The sequence below is a fragment of the Acinetobacter sp. V89_4 genome (assembly GCF_029967875.1).
GTDB lineage: Bacteria > Pseudomonadota > Gammaproteobacteria > Pseudomonadales > Moraxellaceae > Acinetobacter > Acinetobacter oleivorans.
Map to the genome: position 1 here is coordinate 96,981 of NZ_JASCAI010000028.1, position 18,314 is coordinate 115,294.

Annotated in this window: 24 protein-coding genes; 9 read left to right on the forward strand and 15 right to left on the reverse strand. The window is 36.9% G+C overall.

Features of this window, described 5'->3' with window-relative positions; all coding sequences use genetic code 11:
* Positions 1 to 37 precede the first annotated feature (37 nt).
* Complete coding sequence (locus QLG01_RS12095; RefSeq protein ID WP_192835703.1) at positions 38 to 451, reverse strand: heme-binding protein; 414 nt, start codon at positions 449 to 451, stop codon at positions 38 to 40.
* Positions 452 to 641: 190 nt separating this feature from the next.
* The gene (gene brnQ, locus QLG01_RS12100) at positions 642 to 1,943 is read right to left on the reverse strand and encodes a branched-chain amino acid transport system II carrier protein (RefSeq protein ID WP_049836864.1); all 1,302 of its coding nucleotides are present in this window, start codon (positions 1,941 to 1,943) and stop codon (positions 642 to 644) included.
* 354 nt (positions 1,944 to 2,297) lie between these two features.
* On the opposite strand from brnQ, the gene map reads away from it, so the two are divergent.
* Positions 2,298 to 3,092 (forward strand): type I methionyl aminopeptidase, encoded by a 795-nt coding sequence (map, locus tag QLG01_RS12105; RefSeq protein ID WP_282496529.1) that lies wholly within the window; start codon positions 2,298 to 2,300, stop codon positions 3,090 to 3,092.
* A gap of 43 nt (positions 3,093 to 3,135) precedes the next feature.
* On the opposite strand, the gene QLG01_RS12110 is transcribed toward map, so the two are convergent.
* Positions 3,136 to 4,035 (reverse strand): LysR family transcriptional regulator, encoded by a 900-nt coding sequence (locus QLG01_RS12110; RefSeq protein WP_192453955.1) that lies wholly within the window; start codon positions 4,033 to 4,035, stop codon positions 3,136 to 3,138.
* Between the two features lie 243 nt (positions 4,036 to 4,278).
* Between QLG01_RS12110 and QLG01_RS12115 the strand changes: the two genes are divergently transcribed.
* Positions 4,279 to 4,602: a hypothetical protein gene (locus tag QLG01_RS12115; protein WP_013197636.1), complete on the forward strand. Its 324-nt coding sequence runs from the start codon at positions 4,279 to 4,281 to the stop codon at positions 4,600 to 4,602.
* Between the two features lie 47 nt (positions 4,603 to 4,649).
* On the opposite strand, the gene grxD is transcribed toward QLG01_RS12115, so the two are convergent.
* Entirely contained in the window at positions 4,650 to 4,991 is a 342-nt protein-coding gene (gene grxD / locus QLG01_RS12120) for a Grx4 family monothiol glutaredoxin (RefSeq protein WP_005306190.1), read from the reverse strand.
* A 227-nt stretch (positions 4,992 to 5,218) separates the two neighbouring features.
* On the opposite strand from grxD, the gene QLG01_RS12125 reads away from it, so the two are divergent.
* A complete protein-coding gene (locus tag QLG01_RS12125; RefSeq protein WP_004791935.1) occupies positions 5,219 to 6,427 on the forward strand; it encodes an aspartate aminotransferase family protein in 1,209 nt (402 codons plus the stop codon).
* A 51-nt stretch (positions 6,428 to 6,478) separates the two neighbouring features.
* Here the strand turns inward: QLG01_RS12125 and QLG01_RS12130 are convergent, their stop codons facing one another.
* From QLG01_RS12130 to QLG01_RS12140, 3 genes are all read right to left on the reverse strand, one after another.
* The gene (locus QLG01_RS12130) at positions 6,479 to 6,910 is read right to left on the reverse strand and encodes a CBS domain-containing protein (protein ID WP_004791938.1); all 432 of its coding nucleotides are present in this window, start codon (positions 6,908 to 6,910) and stop codon (positions 6,479 to 6,481) included.
* Between the two features lie 144 nt (positions 6,911 to 7,054).
* On the reverse strand, positions 7,055 to 7,429 hold the full coding sequence (locus QLG01_RS12135) for a DUF2750 domain-containing protein (RefSeq protein ID WP_005306184.1): 375 nt from the start codon (positions 7,427 to 7,429) through the stop codon (positions 7,055 to 7,057).
* Positions 7,430 to 7,843: 414 nt separating this feature from the next.
* Entirely contained in the window at positions 7,844 to 8,077 is a 234-nt protein-coding gene (locus QLG01_RS12140; RefSeq protein WP_002121063.1) for a hypothetical protein, read from the reverse strand.
* Positions 8,078 to 8,293: 216 nt separating this feature from the next.
* Here QLG01_RS12140 and QLG01_RS12145 point away from each other — a divergent pair, with 216 nt between their 5' ends.
* From QLG01_RS12145 to QLG01_RS12170, 6 genes are all read left to right on the forward strand, one after another.
* Positions 8,294 to 8,653 carry a hypothetical protein gene (locus QLG01_RS12145; protein ID WP_004791942.1) on the forward strand — a complete coding sequence of 120 codons (360 nt, stop codon included), beginning with the start codon at positions 8,294 to 8,296 and terminating at the stop codon, positions 8,651 to 8,653.
* Between the two features lie 104 nt (positions 8,654 to 8,757).
* A complete protein-coding gene (locus QLG01_RS12150; protein WP_005306180.1) occupies positions 8,758 to 9,084 on the forward strand; it encodes a hypothetical protein in 327 nt (108 codons plus the stop codon).
* A gap of 120 nt (positions 9,085 to 9,204) precedes the next feature.
* Complete coding sequence (gene ftsY, locus QLG01_RS12155; protein WP_004791946.1) at positions 9,205 to 10,317, forward strand: signal recognition particle-docking protein FtsY; 1,113 nt, start codon at positions 9,205 to 9,207, stop codon at positions 10,315 to 10,317.
* A 188-nt stretch (positions 10,318 to 10,505) separates the two neighbouring features.
* Positions 10,506 to 11,102 (forward strand): nitroreductase family protein, encoded by a 597-nt coding sequence (locus QLG01_RS12160; protein ID WP_009392698.1) that lies wholly within the window; start codon positions 10,506 to 10,508, stop codon positions 11,100 to 11,102.
* Between the two features lie 219 nt (positions 11,103 to 11,321).
* Positions 11,322 to 11,993 carry a DUF2057 domain-containing protein gene (locus QLG01_RS12165; RefSeq protein ID WP_199987652.1) on the forward strand — a complete coding sequence of 224 codons (672 nt, stop codon included), beginning with the start codon at positions 11,322 to 11,324 and terminating at the stop codon, positions 11,991 to 11,993.
* A gap of 78 nt (positions 11,994 to 12,071) precedes the next feature.
* On the forward strand, positions 12,072 to 12,596 hold the full coding sequence (locus QLG01_RS12170; RefSeq protein ID WP_282496530.1) for a GNAT family N-acetyltransferase: 525 nt from the start codon (positions 12,072 to 12,074) through the stop codon (positions 12,594 to 12,596).
* A gap of 12 nt (positions 12,597 to 12,608) precedes the next feature.
* Here the strand turns inward: QLG01_RS12170 and QLG01_RS12175 are convergent, their stop codons facing one another.
* The 8 genes from QLG01_RS12175 to QLG01_RS12210 form a co-directional block, all read right to left on the reverse strand.
* Positions 12,609 to 12,908 (reverse strand): cyd operon YbgE family protein, encoded by a 300-nt coding sequence (locus QLG01_RS12175; protein ID WP_282496531.1) that lies wholly within the window; start codon positions 12,906 to 12,908, stop codon positions 12,609 to 12,611.
* Positions 12,909 to 13,010: a cytochrome bd-I oxidase subunit CydX gene (cydX, locus tag QLG01_RS12180; RefSeq protein WP_000270276.1), complete on the reverse strand. Its 102-nt coding sequence runs from the start codon at positions 13,008 to 13,010 to the stop codon at positions 12,909 to 12,911.
* Between the two features lie 10 nt (positions 13,011 to 13,020).
* A complete protein-coding gene (gene cydB, locus QLG01_RS12185; RefSeq protein WP_151822784.1) occupies positions 13,021 to 14,166 on the reverse strand; it encodes a cytochrome d ubiquinol oxidase subunit II in 1,146 nt (381 codons plus the stop codon).
* Positions 14,163 to 15,749 (reverse strand): cytochrome ubiquinol oxidase subunit I, encoded by a 1,587-nt coding sequence (locus QLG01_RS12190; RefSeq protein ID WP_151822785.1) that lies wholly within the window; start codon positions 15,747 to 15,749, stop codon positions 14,163 to 14,165. Before QLG01_RS12190 ends, cydB begins: the two co-directional genes overlap by 4 nt.
* On the reverse strand, positions 15,749 to 15,943 hold the full coding sequence (gene cydP / locus QLG01_RS12195; RefSeq protein ID WP_005306157.1) for a cytochrome oxidase putative small subunit CydP: 195 nt from the start codon (positions 15,941 to 15,943) through the stop codon (positions 15,749 to 15,751). Before cydP ends, QLG01_RS12190 begins: the two co-directional genes overlap by 1 nt.
* 375 nt (positions 15,944 to 16,318) lie before the next feature.
* Positions 16,319 to 16,927, reverse strand: coding sequence for an OB-fold-containig protein (locus QLG01_RS12200; RefSeq protein ID WP_005306154.1), 609 nt, complete (start codon positions 16,925 to 16,927; stop codon positions 16,319 to 16,321).
* Between the two features lie 25 nt (positions 16,928 to 16,952).
* Positions 16,953 to 17,261 carry a Rieske (2Fe-2S) protein gene (locus tag QLG01_RS12205; RefSeq protein WP_003652095.1) on the reverse strand — a complete coding sequence of 103 codons (309 nt, stop codon included), beginning with the start codon at positions 17,259 to 17,261 and terminating at the stop codon, positions 16,953 to 16,955.
* A gap of 16 nt (positions 17,262 to 17,277) precedes the next feature.
* Positions 17,278 to 18,282 (reverse strand): adenosine kinase, encoded by a 1,005-nt coding sequence (locus QLG01_RS12210; RefSeq protein WP_282496532.1) that lies wholly within the window; start codon positions 18,280 to 18,282, stop codon positions 17,278 to 17,280.
* Between the last annotated feature and the right edge of the window lie 32 nt (positions 18,283 to 18,314).

Genomic DNA, 18,314 nt, shown 5'->3' on the forward strand with positions numbered 1-18,314 from the left:
GTATTAATTTCTCTTTCCTGTGATTTTGCTTTAGCTATTATATTTTTTTTAAAAAAATATCGATTGCATGTTGAGCAATTTCTGCATCTTCAAAAGATTGGACACCCGATACACCAATAGCACCTAAAATTTCACCTTCATAAATAATCGGTATTCCACCTTCTAACATCCCTTGAGCACTAGGCATACTTAAGAAACCAAGACGCCCACTTTTTAGAAGTTCTTCGTAAAATTTTGAAGGTCTACCTGATATTGCAGCGCATTTTGCTTTTTCTAGGCATAGATGTGTAGTTAGAGGAGAAGCACCATCTAATCGTTTCATGAATAATAGAGAGCTTGTTTCATCAACAATCGCAATGCTGACTTTAAAGTTGTGTTCAATTGCATATTTTTGAGCTTCTTCCATTAAAAACTCTGCATCTGCTAATGTTAGGTAATATTTAGTTTTCATTGTTGCTCTTCTTTCCTGAGTAGCTAAAAATTATTTTAGTGTAATTTTACAGTAAAAATTAATTATATCTATAGTTGATTTGTCATCAAAAACTAGTGTGGAAATAAAATGCTGGTTGGGTAAACACAGCATTCTATTCAATATATAAAATCATGTTTGGATAAAACTCGATTTCAAAAAAGTCACTAGATTAAATGCTTTTGAATTTAACTTTGTCGATAATTACGGTAACTGCAAGAACAACTAAAGATGGGATCAACCAAGCTAAGTTTTGTTCATTTAATGGTAAATGTTGAAGGAATTCAGGTAAATAATTGCTGAAGCCTGCAACTTTAAGACCATCGATAATACCGAAAATTAAAGCAATACTTGTTACTGAACCGACAATAAAAGAAGGCTTATGCCAAAATTTCCAGAAGAAGCTCAGCATAATCACTACAATTGCTGGTGGATAGATTGCACTTAAGACAGGTACTGAAATAGCAATCAGTTTAGTTAGGCCAAGATTCGAAATAATGAAAGAGAAACCAACTAAAATAAACACTAAAAGCTTATATGGTAATTTCGTTAACTGAGCAAAGTACTCACCACACGCACAAGTTAAGCCAATTGCTGTAACCATACATGCTAAAAAGATTAGTCCAGTTAAGAATAATGAACCCATATTTCCAAAAGCATGTTGTACATATGCATGTAAAATTACTGCGCCATTTGCTGCATTTGGTGCTACTTCATGGCTACCTAAACCTAATTTGAATAAGCTTAAATAAACTAAAGTAAGGCCAACACCTGAAATGAGACTGGCAATAATTGCATATTTGGTGACTAACTTTTTATCAGTAACGCCGCGAGAGTAAATCGCTTGAATAATAACGATACCAAATACTAGTGCACCTAACGTATCCATAGTGAGATAACCGTTTACGAAACCCTCTGAAACCGGAGATGTGACGTAATGATTGATCGGAGCTGGTACATAACCTGCTGGAATCATCACTGCTGCAATACCTAAAATTGCTAAAGCAATAATTTTTAGCGGGGCAAGTACATGTCCTACAGTATCCAATAACTTGTTTGGATAAAGTGAAACTACAGTTACAAATGAAAAATAAATTGCGCTATAGATTAAAAGACTGCTACTTGAGGTTCCAAAATAAGAGGAAAAACCAATTTCATAAGAAACAGTAGCTGTACGTGGGGTAGCAAATAGAGGGCCGACTGATAAATAACAAACAACAGTTAAAATCAGACTTGCTACTCGACCTAAGGGAGAGCTAATAATTTCAATGGAACCCTGCATACGAGAGAGTGCCATGATGGTAATTACAGGTAAGCCGACAGCCGTAATTAAAAAGCCTAGTGCAGCTAACCATACATGCTCACCAGCTTGTTGAGCAACGATGGGAGGAAAGATAATATTGCCAGCCCCAATAAAAAGGGCAAAGGTCATAAAACCTAAGGCAATAATATCTCCGGTACGAAGATGTTGCATAAATTAAAGTTAATAAAAAAAGAAGGAATTTTAGAGCAAAAGTAATCATGTTCAAGGGCTAATTTAAGTGAAAAAGCTTTTTTTCAGGTGGTTAAAACCATATATAGTGTTATAAGCGTTTGTTTGGTTAAAGTATGTACTTGAAAAGCCATAAAAAGGAGAAAAGAACTTCTTTTTAAGTTCTGACTTTTTATAAAAAATATGTAAGAATAAAAACATAAATTTTTATTGTGAATGCCGAATATTTAAGCATTTTAGGCTTTTGGTCTGACTTATATTCATCCTAAAATATTTTGAATTACCTTAGGTTTTTGTAGGGAAGGGCATGTTTCTTGTCTGCGAGGATAGAATTGAATGAGAGCTTCTACTGTTACCATTAAAACTGAACAAGATCTGGAAAAGTTAAGAGTTTCTGGACGCTTGGCTGCACAAGTTTTAGAAATGATAGAGGCCTATATAAAACCGGGCGTATCTACTGAGTATTTAGATAACCTCTGTAATGACTATATTGTAAATAATTTAAAAGTTATTCCTGCTAATGTGGGATATCACGGTTTTACAAAAACGATATGTACTTCAGTCAATGAAGTTGTTTGCCATGGCATACCATCGCCGGATAAAATTTTAAAAGATGGCGATATTATTAATATTGATGTCGCAATTATTAAAGATGGTTATTTTGGTGATACGAGCCGCATGTATTTTGTGGGTAATGTAAATCCACAAGCAAAAAAATTAGTTGATACAACTTATGAGGCCATGGTTGCAGGTATTCACACTGTTAAGCCAGGAGCTACATTAGGTGACATTGGTTATGCTATTCAGTCGGTTGCTCATCGAGAAGGCTATAGTATTGTTCGAGAATATTGTGGACATGGGATTGGTAAGGTCTATCATGAACAACCTAATGTTTTGCATTATGGGCAGCGTGGGCAAGGTTTGGTCTTAAAGAAAGGAATGGTTTTTACCATTGAGCCAATGGTAAATGCAGGTAGACCGCAAGTGAAAGAGTTAAATGATGGGTGGACCGTCATTACTCAAGATCATTCATTATCTGCTCAATGGGAACATATGGTTGCAGTAACAGATACTGGTTTTGAACTATTAACCCCATGGCCTGAAGGTGTGGGAAGCTATCCTGCAATTTGAAAAATATAAAAAAAAGTTCGATAAATTATCGAACTTTTTTATTTTAACGCTCAGAAAGATTTTCTACTAAATAATCAATAAATACTCGAACAGCAGGTAGTAACCCTCGGCGTGATGGATAAACTGCATGGAATACACCATGTGGTGCTTTCCATTCGGGTAAGATTGGTAGGAGTTGCCCAGATTTTACGAAATCTTGTGCTGCGCTCTCAGGTAATAAAGCGATACCACAGCTTTGACTAGCCAATTGCGCTAACATGTGAATATTTGTGCCCATTACTGTTGGGCTAACTTTCACTTTTTTCTGTTGATTGTCAGGTCCATGCAGGATGAATTGTTGATCAAGATGCTCTTCAGATAAACTTAAAATGCGATGTTCGCTAAGTTGTTCTGGATTTTTTATATCTCCAAACTCATTTAGATATGCCTGACTTGCGAATAGGCTTTGTTGTATAAGGGCAAACTGTCTAAGAACTAAACTTGGATCGTCATCAAGTTTTGAGCGAATACGTAAAGCGATATCAATCCCTTCATTAATCACATCAACTCGACGGTTGCTGACCATAAGTTGCAAACGAATTTCTGGATATTTTTTTAAGAAAGCAGGTAGGATTTTTGGAAGTTGATTTTGAGCAATATCAACAGGAACGCTAACCTTCACTACACCTCTAGGTTGAATGCTTAAATGATCAACCAAATCATGGGCAGCTTGAGCGGCATTCATCATGACTTGAGCATGTCTGTAAATATCCATCCCAATATCTGTAACAGCAAAATGACGAGAACTACGTTGGATTAAGCGGACCCCCAAGTTTTCCTCTAAGCTGTAAACGCGGCGACTTAATTTTGATTTTGGTATATCCGTTACACGCTCAGCAGCACTAAAGCCACCATGCTCAACAACAAGAGCAAAACAATAAAAATCATCAAGATCGGTGAGCATTAAAATATCCTATTTCTGCAACAACCATGATTTTACATTATTATTTTTGCAACGATAATTCTTAAACTAAATTTTTTGTAAGTGGGGAATAAATTCATTACTCATTGCTAGAAATAGCTTTTTGAAATTATATTGTAATTACGTTGTAATTTTAACGTATGTATTTCAAGTAGCTTTAGACATTGTTATAGAAGTATTCATCATTTTCTTCTACACTATATTTTTCTCTACTTTTCAAATCTGATGCCTTATCAACTGATAGAACTTAACGATGCCTCTGCAAATATTGAGTGTCCATTTTGCAAACAAGCGATAATTGACTGGGCACAAGAACAGTATGTTCAGCCATGCGAACATACTTTATTTATTGCGATGGACTTGGGCTTTGAATTTGTTGCAGATCGATTTGAAGAGTGTATGAGCCAGAGCGTGGATGAGTTACACGAAGATCCAAACATGAATATTTTTGAAGCTTTGACTACAACAGCTTATGAAAATTTGATTGTTTTAAAATCTGATTTAGGTGTGGAAGGTTTATTCCGCTATGTTGGGGTAAGCGATCTTTAAAATTAAGAACATAAAAAAGCCAATCTATTGATTGGCTTTTTTATTATTTACGCTTCTGGTGCAGCGCTATATTGTTCAACTAATGGTTTTAATTCGCCATTTTGGAACATTTCAAGCATGATATCGCTACCGCCAATAAGTTCGCCATTTACCCAAAGTTGCGGGAATGTAGGCCAATTCGCAATTGCTGGTAAAGTTGCACGAATATCAGGATTTTCCAGAATATTTACATATGCAAATGGACGACCAATTTGACTGAGCGCCTCTACAGCACGTGCAGAGAAACCACATTGTGGAAACTGTGGAGTGCCTTTCATGTAAAGTAAAACGGGATGCTTCGCAATTTGATCGCGGATTAACGCTTCAGTATCACGTGCTTGTTCAGTCATAAATAGATCCTCAACTAATCTAGCAGCATTATAGGGGGTGTTTATGTTGCTTTGCAAACCACCTTAATGCTTAAAGTTGCATTGAATATTCAATATTTTATTGTATAAACCGAAGTGATAGCGAAAAGCGGACGAAATTTTAGATAAATGATTGATGAGACTTTTCATCAGAGCCAGTTTTTGTTTATATAAACCCTTCTAAAAACCTCATACAGACAGAGTTCGTTATGACTGATATTACCCTAGCTCCAATACAACCTGATCAACCATCACACTTAATGGCTACTTATGGTCGCCAAGCGATCAGTTTTGTACGAGGCCGAGGGGCATATCTATATACTGAAGATGGTACAGAATATCTAGATGCTTTAACGGGTATTGCTGTATGTGGTTTAGGTCATGCACACCCAGTTATTGCAGAAGCAATTGCTGAACAAGCTGCAACCCTTGTGCATACCAGTAATCTATTTGAAATTCCTTGGCAAACTGCTGCTGCCCAGAAGCTTGCAGAGGTTTCTGGTATGGAAGAAATCTTCTTTTCAAATAGTGGTGCTGAGTCAAATGAAGGTGCGATTAAGATTGCTCGTAAATTTGGTACTCAACAAGGCGTACGTTTACCAAAGATTATTGTGGCAGAACAATCTTTTCATGGTCGTACTTTAGCAACACTTTCAGCAACTGGTAATAAGAAAGTACAAGATGGTTTTGCTCCTTTAACCAATGATTTTATTCGTGTGCCATTTGGTGATGTAGAAGCAATTCAAGAAGCTGCATTGCAGCATCCAGATATTGTTGCAATTTTGATTGAACCAATTCAAGGTGAGGGTGGTATTAATACTGCTCCTCAAGGCTTTAGCTATCTTGAAGAAGTCCGTAATATTTGTAATCAGCACAACTGGCTAATGATGTTGGATGAAATTCAAACAGGGAATGGTCGTACAGGTAAATATTTTGCATATCAGCATACCAACATTGTGCCTGATGTTTTGACGACTGCGAAAGGACTTGGAAATGGCTTTCCAGTAGGAGCAGTAATGACACAAGGCAAAGCTGTTGGTCTATTAGGACCTGGTAGCCATGGTTCTACCTATGGCGGTACTGTATTAGGTTCTCGTGTGGTTTATACGGTAATCGATACAATTCAAAAAGAAAATGCTGTAGAAAATGCGGCAGTAGTAGGACGCTATATTGTTGATCAACTTCGCACACAGTTAGCTGACAAGAATGTTCAGGTGCGTGGTTTTGGTATGATGATTGGTATTCAATTACCTAAAGACTGTGCTGAACTCGTTGCCATTGCTCGTGATCAACACAAGCTTATTATCAACGTTACAGCAGGTTCTGTAGTTCGTCTTTTACCACCTATTAATATGACTCAAGCACAGGCTGATGACTTATTAGAACGTTTAGTCGCTTTGATTAATAATTATCTTTAAGTTTCAGTATTAAAAATGGGCATCTATATGCCCATTTTTTATTTCGAATGATTAACCAGAAATATACTGCTTTAACTGTTCAATTAAATTTTTCTGGTCTTCCATTGCTGCTTTTACCAAGTCACCAATAGAGATAAAACCAACTAATTTTTCATTGTCTAATACAGGTAAGTGACGTAAGTGGCGATCTGTCATAAGCTGTAAGCACTCTTCAACTGTGTTGTTTAGACTTACTGTAAGCACCTTAGATGTCATAATTTCAGCAACTGTAGTGCTGTATGAAGAACGTTCCATCAGTGTCACTTTTCGTGTGTAGTCACGTTCAGATAAAATTCCGACAACTTTTTCACCTTCGGCTACCACTAACGCACCAATTCCTTTATCAGCCATGATCTTAATTGCTTCAAGGACAGTGGCTTCAGGAGAAATTGTAAAAATATCTTGCTCTGATTTGTTTTTGATTACTTGTGCAACGATTGTCATTTCTTCTGTCCTGTGTTTTATCATTTTGTTTTAAATTAGCTTGATTTTATAAAAATGCAAAGACTTGATAGTCATTCAAATACAAGTTTTACACTCAAGCGTTCAAAAAGCATTCTAATAGAGATTAAGAACCTAAAGAAAACTTTAGGCTCCTTGCCAGTGCGGCTGTTTAAAAAAGAAATGTTGCATTTGTTGTGTAGATAATTTCAACTTGCGATGAGAAGAATTAAACAAAGCTGGTGTAACGTTGAGTCGAGTTAAAGTTGGTAATAAAGACTCGTGAAAATCTTTAGGAGTAATTCTTCTAGGTTTGTAATGTGGCCAATGTTCTTTAGCGTAGCGGTGAGCTTGCAATCCATTGAGCCAAAAAGGAAAAATAAAGTCTTCTTGATCTGATTTAATTGCCCAGCCCTGATGAAATAATCCCCAGAGAACTCCGCAATACATCATAGTTCTTAAAATATAAATTTTAATCATCAAGTCTTTTGAAACCGGTTGCAGATTGCTTAAACTATTCATTGTCAATTTAATGGTTCTTAACTTATCTTGCTTATTATAGAAAAATCAGATGACATTTCAGTTTAAACAGGTATCAAATCGTAAACAAATATTCCCAGCTATAAAAAATGTCACTTGAGAACGTCAATATGATTAAGGCGTTGACATTAGCGTAAGACAAATGAAGTGCATAGCGAATTATATTTATAGAATATTTTTACGGATGTAAAAAAAACGCCACCTGAGCCATGACTGAAGTGGCGAAGTAAGGCTTTAGATAAATTGATAACTTTGGGGTCTTTACGGGTACAAAAAACGCTACCTGAGCAAAACAAAGCGATTAAAGCTTTAGTAAAGCGTAAGAAGAGATAGGGATGAATTGGTTTATATCAAATTTTTACGGACATAAAAAAACGCCACCTAAGTGACGTCTTTTTATGCTTGCATTGTGGCTAACTTTTGCCAATATTGTGCTTTAAGTGAGTCACGTTCAACACGGAAACCTTGATAATACAATTCTGCTAAGAATAGAGCGGCTTTACCATGCCCAGCGCGAGCAACTTCTTCTAACTGTGCAACCGCATCTTGGAAATTCATTTGAGAGTGAATTGTGTTTACTGCAGTTGCATATACATGTTCTAAATCATGATGAGAGATACGTTGAATCATAGAAAACTCCTTATTGTAATTATGATTACTTTTTTATAAAGGCTAGTGCCTTTAAATTAATTTAACTTAGAATTATTAAACTAATATTACAAATTGATGGATTTGTCAACTATTTGTCATTTCGTTTAGTTCACTATTAGGATACATGATTAAACATTATTCACAAATAATTTTGATTAAAATCAATATGAGAATAAAAGACAAGGAGAATAAAATATGACAAATACAATCGACGGCTTTGTTTTTGACACGCCTCCTAAAGAGGAACAAATCATAGAACTGGCCCATTATCACCGTAAATTATTAGATGAAGCTATTTTTCATGAGGAAATCCATTTAGGGGATTACTGTCTTGCACAGCGCAAAAGGGTGTTTGATTTTGCTGGTCATTTGGAACCCGCCCAAAAAAACTGGTTTTATCAAGTTTATGATGGGGAACTTCGAAAAATTGCTGATGAAGACGAATTGCATCCAGCAGATGCAGAAGAAGGGTTAAGTATTTTTGCTATGTTTTTAGTCTTAGTGATTATTGCGGCAATTTTATACTTTTCCGTCATTCGTTCACTAATAAGTTAAGCATATTCATACTATCCAGTAAGGTATGATTATTAACCTTACTGGATGTTTGATCTTGTACTTATGAGTATTGAACCCTACACTACACTAATTCGAGGTAGGTCATGCTCATATTCAAACAAAATTTTCTTAAATTAAAGTCTGAGTTAAAAGTTGATCAATGTTTTAACCTATTTGTGGTTATTGTCATTGGCTGTATTTTTGTGCTGTCATATTTAGCATTACTTCGGCCTATTAGTCCGGATCAATATCAACGAATTATACAACTTTCTCATCAGGCTACTTATCCAAGAACTCAAGACATGGCTGAGTTGCTTATAGCTCAGTCAGAAATTCATCGAGCAGATTATTTAAAGTTAATGCATGCTTACCAATTTGAGGGTGCTCATATTAAGCAATATCCGGCACTCGCTCAGGAAGATACCCAGTAATTGGATTAATCAGGCTAAATCTTGGTTTCCAAAGCTTTTTGAGCACTATTGTGGCAGGCAAAATTTTGAATTTATGCTAAACTTTATCTTTTTAAACGCGCTGCTTTTCAAGGAATCCGCATGGAGCAACAATCGAATATGCAAAATAAATTCTTGATAGATGCTGAGATCGGTGATGACGATGTCACATTACCTAATTTACCTGCTATCGATGTTCCCATCGTTGAATCTCCTGTTAAATCGCAAGAAAATATTGAAGCAGCCAAAGTTGAATTAGCTTCTACAGAAACTGCGGTTGAACAACCAAAAACTGGTTTTTTTGGCCGGATGAAAGAAGGTTTAACCAAAACTCGTCGTAATTTCGCTGATGGTATGGTCAATATCTTGATTGGCGGAAAAGAAATTGACGATGAGTTACTCGAAGAAGTCGAAGAGCAATTATTAGTTGCAGATATTGGTGTTGAAGCTACTAAAACGATTATTACCAATTTAACAGAGCGTACAGCTCGTGGTGATTTGATCTATTCCCACTCTTTATATAAAGCGTTGCAAGAAGAGTTGGTTGCTTTGTTGGCCCCACGTGTTAAACCTTTACATATTGATCCTAACAAATCGCCTTATGTGATTTTAATGGTTGGGGTAAATGGTGTTGGTAAAACCACAACGATTGGTAAATTAGCGAAACGTTTGCAAGGTGAAGGTAAAAAAGTGATGTTGGCTGCAGGGGATACGTTCCGTGCCGCAGCGACAGAACAATTACAGATCTGGGGTGAACGTAATGATATCTCTGTGGTAGCTCAAGGTCACGGAGCTGATAGTGCTTCTGTTATTTTTGATGCTTTTGAAAGTGCTCGTGCTAAAGGAATTGACGTATTAATCGCAGATACGGCAGGTCGTTTACATAATAAGAGTAACTTGATGGAAGAACTCAAAAAAGTTAAACGTGTGATGCAAAAAATTGATGCAACTGCACCCCATGAAATTATGTTGGTAGTAGATGCGGGTACAGGGCAAAATGCGATTAACCAAGTGCAAGAGTTTGACCAAGCTGTAGGTTTAACTGGGATTACCATTACCAAACTGGATGGGACTGCAAAAGGCGGTGTGCTCTTTAATATTGCAAGTCGTACCCATGTGCCAATTCGTTTTATTGGTGTTGGTGAAAAAATTGATGATTTAAGACCATTCTCGGCTAAATCATTTGTTGCGGCGCTGTTTGAAACTGATAAGTAAAACGGTTGTTAGCATTCAAAAGCTTCACTAAAACGTGAAGCTTTTTTTATATGTATATCTTTTTTTATTGTTGCGAAAATAAAACGAACTGTCATATTTTTAATGCTGATTATGAAAAATGACTTTAATACACTGTATTCATTCCCAAACAACGGCCCTTGGTCAATCAATAGGTAGGAAATAACAAAATGTCTACTTTCTTAGATAAAATTAAAAATCGTCGTACTATTTATGCAATTGGTAAAAATGTTGCATTAGATCGCACAAAAATCGAAGAAACTATTCGTGAAGCGGTTAAACATAGTCCTTCAGCTTTTAACTCGCAATCTTCACGTGTGGTGACACTATACGGTGAATCACATGCTAAATTCTGGAATTTGGTTCGTGAAGCATTACGTAAAATTGTTCCTGCTGAAGCTTTTGCTGGTACAAACACAAAAATTGATAGCTTTGTAGCTGGCGTTGGTACGGTTTTATTTTATGAAGACCAAGCAGTTGTTAAAAGCTTACAAGAGCAATTCGAATTATATGCAGATAACTTCCCAGTATGGTCTGAACACTCAAGTGCGATTGCTCAATTTGCAACTTGGACTGCGCTTTCAGAGCTTGGTTTAGGTGCATCTTTACAGCACTATAACCCGATTGTTGATGCAGAAGCTGCTGAAGCTTTTGATGTTCCTGCAACTTGGAAACTACGTGCTCAATTAGTATTTGGTTCAGTTGAAGCACCAGCAGGCGAAAAAGCATTTATTAATGATGCTGATCGTTTCAAAACTTTCAACTAATTGAAAGCTAAAAAAGAGTACCTATTTAGGTACTCTTTTTTTATGTGTTTTTTGAATTAATAAAAAGGTTAAACCAACACAAATTGATAAAATTCAAATGTATATTTAATAATAATAAATCGAAAAATTAATGGATCACTGCACTGTCATAAAATAGTCACAATCATATTGCATATTGCTCATGATTTAATAGCTTATCAAATATAGAGAAATAGACAGATGACTTTAAGATTAGGTGTTGCTGCAATTGGTTTATTACTCAGTAGTTCGGTATTTTCAGCAGTTACAATTACAGCGCCAGAGGAAATTGTAATCCTTGCTGTGAATGGTCAAGAAGTCAATTCTGGGTTATTTCGTTCATCTAAAAATAATTATAAAGTTGATGCGGGTGAAACTAGCTTAAGCGTGCGCTATCAAGAATATTTTGAACATTTAAATGGTGAACATGACATTGTTAAATCTGGCGTAGTTACAATTCAAACGCCTGCATTGCAAGATGGGAAAACTTATAAGCTTTCGATGGTAGATGTACCTAAAGATTATGAAAATGCGAAAAAATATGCTGAACAACCAACAGTTGCTTTGTACAGTGCAAATAATGAATTAATTGTGAAACAAACGGGCGCAAACAATGAAGCAAAACCATGGTTTGCAACTGGCTTGTTGGGTAAAGTAACTGACTTTACAACTAGATCATCTAAACCACAGCCTGAAGCAGTATATGCATCGGCTAAACCTACTTCCGCTCAAGTTGTTGTGCCAACTGCAACGTCTATGGCAGTAACAGGTGGAGCGCAAACGAATGATCAACGTTTAGTTGAAACTTGGCAGAAGGCTTCTAAAGCTGAGCGTCAAAAATTCATGGCATGGTTAGCTGAACAATCAAATTAATTAATTGCTATTTGAAATAAAGCCGATTTAATATCGGCTTTATTTTTAGAATTTTTATAAATAGCCTAAGTATACTTTATGAATAATTTAAAATTTCGTTTATCTTCATTTGCGGATATTCCACAGCTTGTAGATTTAATTAATAAGTCTTATCGAGAACAGCAGGGTCGAAGTTGGACAACAGAGCTCGGGTGGGTAAAAGGACTACGTATCACAGAGCATCAATTAGAAGAACAACTACAACTTGGGAATTCAACATTATTGGTAGCGGAAACTGAATTTTCTAAAATTGTTGCATGTGTTGGGCTCACATTTGAAAATAGTCAGGTTGAGATTGGAACATTCTGTACGGATCCCCAAGTTCAAAATATGAGAGTAGGTCGGTCTGTTTTAGAATATGCAGAGCAATATGCATTGAAAGAAGATCCACATCTGACTAACGCTGTAATGTATGTACTTGATGTCCGTTCTGAGTTGATAGCTTATTATGAAAGACGTGGATATGTGAAAACGGGAAATGAACAGTCATATCCAGTTGATGCAAATGTAGGTGTGCCAAGGGTGCCTATTAAGTTAGTTGAAATGAAAAAAGACCTCATTTGAGGTCTTTTTGATTTAGGTTAGAAACCAGATGTAATAGCCTAAAAGCATGAGAGGCCAAGCCACCCATGGGCAAAATAGCCATTTCCATAGCCAGAAGTTGGGTACGAAACCCACTCCATAAATAAAGCCACCAGAAATACCAATCATCACCAGCATGAGCTGACTATGATTGTAGTGTCCGTTAGCATCTAGCATGAGTGAAGGATAAACCAACAAAATTGCAGCAAGAGGCAATGCCAACAGAAAAGAAAGGGCCATTGCAAATGCTTGAGCTTTTCGATGATTTGATGCTGTCATTGCTTTTGCCATCATTTATTCCTCATCTAAATTTTGATGATGTTCGATATAAAGTGCACTGAGTACACCCGCAAAACATGCCATCAAAATGCCTAGGATCCATGCGAAATACCACATTGTGTTCTCCTTAATACAAGCTATGCGAGTTTGACTCGATGTGTTTGTTGGTAATGACTCCCCACATTTTGTAATAAGACCAACTGGTATAGATCAAAATAAGAGGAACAAAAATACAAGCTGCGACAGTCATAACGCCTAACGTAAGGTGACTTGATACAGCATCCCACATCGTCAAGCTCGAGTTTGGATTGATACTAGATGGAAGCAGGAACGGAAATAAGGCAAAGCCAGCAGTTAAAATTGCTCCAACAATCATTAAACTTGTGCCAGTAAAACTTAAGCCCGCTTTTGCTTTTGAAGATGCAAAAATTGCAATGATAGCGCCTAATATTGCAAGAACTGGAGCAACTTTAGTCACTGGATAGGTGCTGTAATTATTCATCCAACCAGGATTGCTATTAGTCACCACTTCTTTAGCTAAAGGGTTGAGTGCAGCATTTGGATCTATGGCAACAGCATAGCTATAACCTGGCACTTGCCCGAAATAGAGCCACGCTCCAATCACAAGGAAACAAATTAAAAATATAATTGCCATAATTTGAGTGGCTTTGGCAGAGCGTTGTTTTAAAGCTTCATCTGTACGCAACATGAGCCATGCACCACCATGTGCACAAAGCATAGATAAACTCACAACACCACAAACTAGGGCAAAGGGGTTGAGAAGAGCAAAAAAACTGCCAGTATATTCAGAGCGTAACGTGTCATCTAAACTAAATGGTAAGCCCAGAAATAAGTTGCCGAACGCTACACCAAACACAAGCGCTGGAACGGCACCACCAATGCACAGGCCCCAATCCCAAGAATTACGCCACTTGGTATTATCTAGTTTAGAACGATAATCGAAGCCAACCGGTCTTAAGAAGAGGGCGAATAAAACTAATAACAGTGCCCAGTACATGCCAGAGAAGGCAACTGAATAGACCATTGGCCAAGCAGCAAATAGGGCACCGCCCGCCGTAATAAACCAGACCTGATTACCATCCCAGTGTGGTGCAATCGTGTTGATTGCAGCACGGCGTTCGCTATCAGTTTTTCCAACGAAAGGCATGAGAGCCATAGAACCCATATCGAAGCCATCAGTCAGAGCAAAGCCGATCAGTAGTACGCCAACTAACACCCACCAAATGATTTTTAATAATTCATATTCAATCATGATAAGGCCTCCCCATTAACAGCTGCTTTTGGTTCTTGCTTTTCAAAATGATATTTGCCAGTGTGCAGAGAGCTTGGCCCTAAACGAGCAAACTTGATCATTAAATACATTTCAATAATTAAAAGAGCTGTATAGAACGCTGCTAAGGCAAGAATCGAACCCCATACATCACCAGTACTTAAACTAGAAGTAGAGAGGTGGGTTGGTAAGATTTCACCAATAGACCATGGTTGACGACCGCCTTCTGCTACATACCAACCAGTTTGTGCAGCAATCCAAGGAAGCGGCAGAGCAAACAATGCGTATTTAAGTAGCCAAGGTTTGTTTTCAGCATTTCTTTTTGCTACCGCCCAAGTCGCTAAAATGAAAAGTAATAGCATTAAGAAGCCAGAGGCAACCATGGCGCGGAAAGAGAAAAATAGCGCTGTAACATTTGGAACAGTATCTTTTACAGCAGCTTTAATATTTTGCTCGCTTGCATCAATTACATTTGGTGCATATTTCTTAAGAAGTAGGCCATAACCTAGATCTTTTTGATTTTTCTCAAAAGAAGCCAATAACTCTGGTGAGCGATCGCCTGCACGTAATTTTTCAAGTTCAGCATAGGCAAGCATACCGTTACGAATACGAACTTCGTGCTGCTGCATGAGGTCTTTAAGACCAGTAACTTCTTTGGTTGTTGAGCGAGTTGCAATTAAACCTAATGCATATGGAATTTTAACTGCATAATCTGTCCGCATTTCTTCATGATTTGGTACGCCAAACAAGGTAAATGGAGCTGGAGCAGGGTGAGTATCCCATTCGGCTTCAATTGCAGCGAGTTTAGTTTTTTGAACATCACCTAGCTCATAGCCAGATTCATCGCCTAACAAAATCACTGAAAGTGTAGATGCAAGACCGAAAATTGCAGCAATTGCAAATGAACGACGTGCAAAAGGTAGATCACGTTTTTTAAGCAAGTAGTAGCTTGAGATAGCAAGTACAAAAATTGCACCAGTTACATATCCCGCAGATACAGTGTGTACAAATTTAACCTGAGCTACAGGGTTAAAGATAAGCGCGCCGAAATCAACTAATTCCATACGCATCGTTTCAAAGTTAAATGCAGCACCTACAGGGTTTTGCATCCAACCATTCGCCACTAAAATCCAGAGCGCTGACATGTTGGAACCTAGAGCGACTAACCATGTTACGCCTAGATGCTGAACCTTAGTTAACCGGTCCCATCCAAAGAAAAATAGACCTATAAATGTCGATTCAAGGAAGAATGCCATAAGGCCTTCAATTGCTAATGGTGCACCGAAAATATCACCTACATAGTGTGAGTAATAAGCCCAGTTTGTTCCAAACTGGAACTCCATTGTTAGGCCAGTCGTAACCCCTAAAGCAAAGTTAATACCAAATAATTTTCCCCAAAATTTAGTCATATCTTTGTAAATTTCTTTACCAGAAATGACATAAGTGGTTTCCATGATGGCAAGAATAAATGCCAAACCTAAAGTTAAAGGGACGAAAAGAAAGTGATACATTGCGGTCATTGCAAATTGAAACCGCGAAAGATCAACCACGCTTTCAGAAATCATCAACGTGTCTCCTTAATGTTGGAAATGTTATCGCCAGCAATATGCTCAGCGACCTGATTGTCGAAATTTTTGGGGATGGTGGGAGCATCAAACCAAATATGTTTAATCGTTAAAAGAAGCACTATTTTTATTATTAGAATAATAGTGATTTCTTTAATTAAACGACTATTAAGATTTTTAAAATAAAGGCTCATATATTAAACCTCATTTGATAATAATTTTATTATTAATCAAAACATAATAAAAATAAACATTAAATATATTTAAAATGAATATTTAAATAATTAGTTCATATAAAACAATAGCTTGTTATTTTAAAATAAATATCATACTAAAATAGTTTGAATTGATTATTAATTCCTACTAAAACACTTGTAAATAAAAATATAAAGTTTATTAAAATAGTTTGTTTTTATTTAATACCAACTAAAATGGTTGTATATAATATTTATTAACTTTATTTCCAACTAAGGTGCTCGGAATAATAATTAATTAAAAAGAAAAATAATAAAATGCAGGCGTAATGAAGCCTGCAAAAAGTGATAGGAAACTACAAGAATAATTAAGAGTTAATCGGGTGCAAAAAGATCGTTAGATACAGAAATTTTCTTAGCTACATAATGACTTTTATGAACTCTGACAAGAATAACTTGAGAGTATAATTCGAGTTCGCCGTACTCTGGTTCTACTTGAACGTAATGTAGCTGACCAAATTCATCACGCACGCGGGCTTGGGCAGAAAATCCAGGTCTGGCATTACCACTAGAAATGGTTGCTAATCGGCCTAAAAGGTTATAGTTGGTATGAGTGAGCTTGGGCTTAATCACTTGGTCAAGGCAGTGAATCATGAACACAGTAAAAAAGATTGCGATCACAAGTGCAGGGACGATTAAATAAAATGGGGAAATAAAATAATGCTGAATTGCGAAGAAAGAGAGTTGTAAAAAGTAACCTGCATAACTGAAATTGATGAGTAAAAAAACGAAAATTAGAGCTTTAGAAAATTTAACATTAAGTAGCGGCGAATTAGAAAGCCAATCGGGTGCAATTTTTTTGAGTAATTGACTTGGACGGAGTCCAATATACATACCAATGGTTTCTACCACGCTGAGCAATATCAAAGCCACTACACTTAAGTGAAATGGCATAAGATAATAATTGAAAAAGAAATCAGCCATGGCAGAAACTCTAATGTTTATAGCTTCAGTCTACGATATAGATACCGCCATCTGAATGTACTTTAAGCTCAACTTTATTTAAAAAATCGCCTAAACATGGTCCAGAAATACATTCACCTGTTTCCACGGTAAATAAAGCACCATGAGTAGAGCATTGGATGTATTCTTGATCTTGGTCAAGAAATTGATTTTCTAAATATTCAAGCTCAGTTTGCAAATGAGGGCATAAATTCTGATAAGCATAGAATGCGCCGTCACGTTGCGTAACGAAAATAGTCGTTCCTTGTAAAGTGTCAAAAGCTCTAGCTTCACGCTCAGGAACTTCTTCCGTCATACAGATCCTTTCCATTTCAAGCACATTCCTTCTGAAAATTTTCAAGAAGTTTAGCATAATCATTAATTGCTAAACGTGGGCCAAATTGAGAAACAACTTCACTCGAAATTAAGACAGCTAACTGTGCAGCAGCATTTAAATCTTGATGATGATTGAGGGCATAAAGGAATGCGCCTGCAAATGCATCGCCTGCACCATTTGTATCAACGGCTTCTACATGACGGCCTGCCACATGGAAATGTTGGGTAGGGTTAGAAACTAAAGCACCTTTAGCACTTTGTGTAATGACTACTGTATGATTTTTAAAACGTAATTGAGCAAGAGCATCTTCTACAGATGTTGTATTGGTATACATTAAGGCTTCTTGTTCATTACAAAATAGTAAATCTACGCCATCATCCATAAGTTCTTCCAAGCCTTCGCGAGCGTATTGCACCATCGCAGGATCTGAAAGAGACAGGGCAATTTTAACACCATTTGCTTTTGCAATTTCTCTTGCTTGTTTTACAGCTTTACGCGCTGTTTCACTTGTAGAAAGATAGCCTTCAATATAAAGCCATTTTGCTGTTTTTAATGGTTCAAAATCGATTTGATCTTGAGAGAGTTCAGCAGTGATACCTAAATAGGTGTGCATTGTGCGTTCAGAGTCAGGGCTAATGAGTACCATACAAGTACCTGTCACACCTTCACTGATCGATTTTGGAGTAGTCTTAATGCCAGCTTCATTTAGACCTTGCAGATAGATTGAACCTAAATCATCGTTACCAACACGGCAACCATAGAAAGCAGTTCCACCTAATGCACTAAAAGCCACGGTCGTATTTGCTGCTGAACCACCACTCGCTTGACCTTTGTAGTCTTGGTGCTGTTTTAACTCTGCATAAAGAGCAGATTGAGTGTCACCATCGGACAACTGCATTGTCCCTTTTTGCAAGCTTTGTTGATTCAGAAAATCATCAGACACTTTAAATTCTTGGTCGATTAATGCATTACCAATTGCAAAAAGATCTACAGTTGCCATATGTGTTGTCACAAATAAAAAAATCAGGTTGC

Excerpts from the sequence above, each read along its gene's own strand:
- QLG01_RS12095 (WP_192835703.1), bottom strand. The coding sequence starts at position 451 with ATGAAAACTAAATATTACCTAACATTAGCAGATGCAGAGTTTTTAATG.
- QLG01_RS12145 (WP_004791942.1), top strand. The coding sequence starts at position 8,294 with ATGACAAATACAATCGACGGCTTTGTTTTTGACACGCCTCCTAAAGAG.
- QLG01_RS12160 (WP_009392698.1), top strand. The coding sequence starts at position 10,506 with ATGTCTACTTTCTTAGATAAAATTAAAAATCGTCGTACTATTTATGCA.
- QLG01_RS12140 (WP_002121063.1), bottom strand. The coding sequence starts at position 8,077 with ATGATTCAACGTATCTCTCATCATGATTTAGAACATGTATATGCAACT.
- QLG01_RS12150 (WP_005306180.1), top strand. The coding sequence starts at position 8,758 with ATGCTCATATTCAAACAAAATTTTCTTAAATTAAAGTCTGAGTTAAAA.
- QLG01_RS12200 (WP_005306154.1), bottom strand. The coding sequence starts at position 16,927 with ATGGCTGATTTCTTTTTCAATTATTATCTTATGCCATTTCACTTAAGT.
- QLG01_RS12115 (WP_013197636.1), top strand. The coding sequence starts at position 4,279 with ATGCCTTATCAACTGATAGAACTTAACGATGCCTCTGCAAATATTGAG.
- QLG01_RS12175 (WP_282496531.1), bottom strand. The coding sequence starts at position 12,908 with ATGATGGCAAAAGCAATGACAGCATCAAATCATCGAAAAGCTCAAGCA.
- QLG01_RS12165 (WP_199987652.1), top strand. The coding sequence starts at position 11,322 with ATGACTTTAAGATTAGGTGTTGCTGCAATTGGTTTATTACTCAGTAGT.
- QLG01_RS12205 (WP_003652095.1), bottom strand. The coding sequence starts at position 17,261 with ATGACGGAAGAAGTTCCTGAGCGTGAAGCTAGAGCTTTTGACACTTTA.
- QLG01_RS12170 (WP_282496530.1), top strand. The coding sequence starts at position 12,072 with ATGAATAATTTAAAATTTCGTTTATCTTCATTTGCGGATATTCCACAG.
- cydB (WP_151822784.1), bottom strand. The coding sequence starts at position 14,166 with ATGATTGAATATGAATTATTAAAAATCATTTGGTGGGTGTTAGTTGGC.
- QLG01_RS12190 (WP_151822785.1), bottom strand. The coding sequence starts at position 15,749 with ATGATTTCTGAAAGCGTGGTTGATCTTTCGCGGTTTCAATTTGCAATG.
- brnQ (WP_049836864.1), bottom strand. The coding sequence starts at position 1,943 with ATGCAACATCTTCGTACCGGAGATATTATTGCCTTAGGTTTTATGACC.
- QLG01_RS12210 (WP_282496532.1), bottom strand. The coding sequence starts at position 18,282 with ATGGCAACTGTAGATCTTTTTGCAATTGGTAATGCATTAATCGACCAA.
- QLG01_RS12125 (WP_004791935.1), top strand. The coding sequence starts at position 5,219 with ATGACTGATATTACCCTAGCTCCAATACAACCTGATCAACCATCACAC.
- ftsY (WP_004791946.1), top strand. The coding sequence starts at position 9,205 with ATGGAGCAACAATCGAATATGCAAAATAAATTCTTGATAGATGCTGAG.
- cydP (WP_005306157.1), bottom strand. The coding sequence starts at position 15,943 with ATGAGCCTTTATTTTAAAAATCTTAATAGTCGTTTAATTAAAGAAATC.
- QLG01_RS12130 (WP_004791938.1), bottom strand. The coding sequence starts at position 6,910 with ATGACAATCGTTGCACAAGTAATCAAAAACAAATCAGAGCAAGATATT.
- QLG01_RS12135 (WP_005306184.1), bottom strand. The coding sequence starts at position 7,429 with ATGAATAGTTTAAGCAATCTGCAACCGGTTTCAAAAGACTTGATGATT.
- QLG01_RS12110 (WP_192453955.1), bottom strand. The coding sequence starts at position 4,035 with ATGCTCACCGATCTTGATGATTTTTATTGTTTTGCTCTTGTTGTTGAG.
- map (WP_282496529.1), top strand. The coding sequence starts at position 2,298 with ATGAGAGCTTCTACTGTTACCATTAAAACTGAACAAGATCTGGAAAAG.
- cydX (WP_000270276.1), bottom strand. The coding sequence starts at position 13,010 with ATGTGGTATTTCGCATGGATCCTAGGCATTTTGATGGCATGTTTTGCG.
- grxD (WP_005306190.1), bottom strand. The coding sequence starts at position 4,991 with ATGACTGAACAAGCACGTGATACTGAAGCGTTAATCCGCGATCAAATT.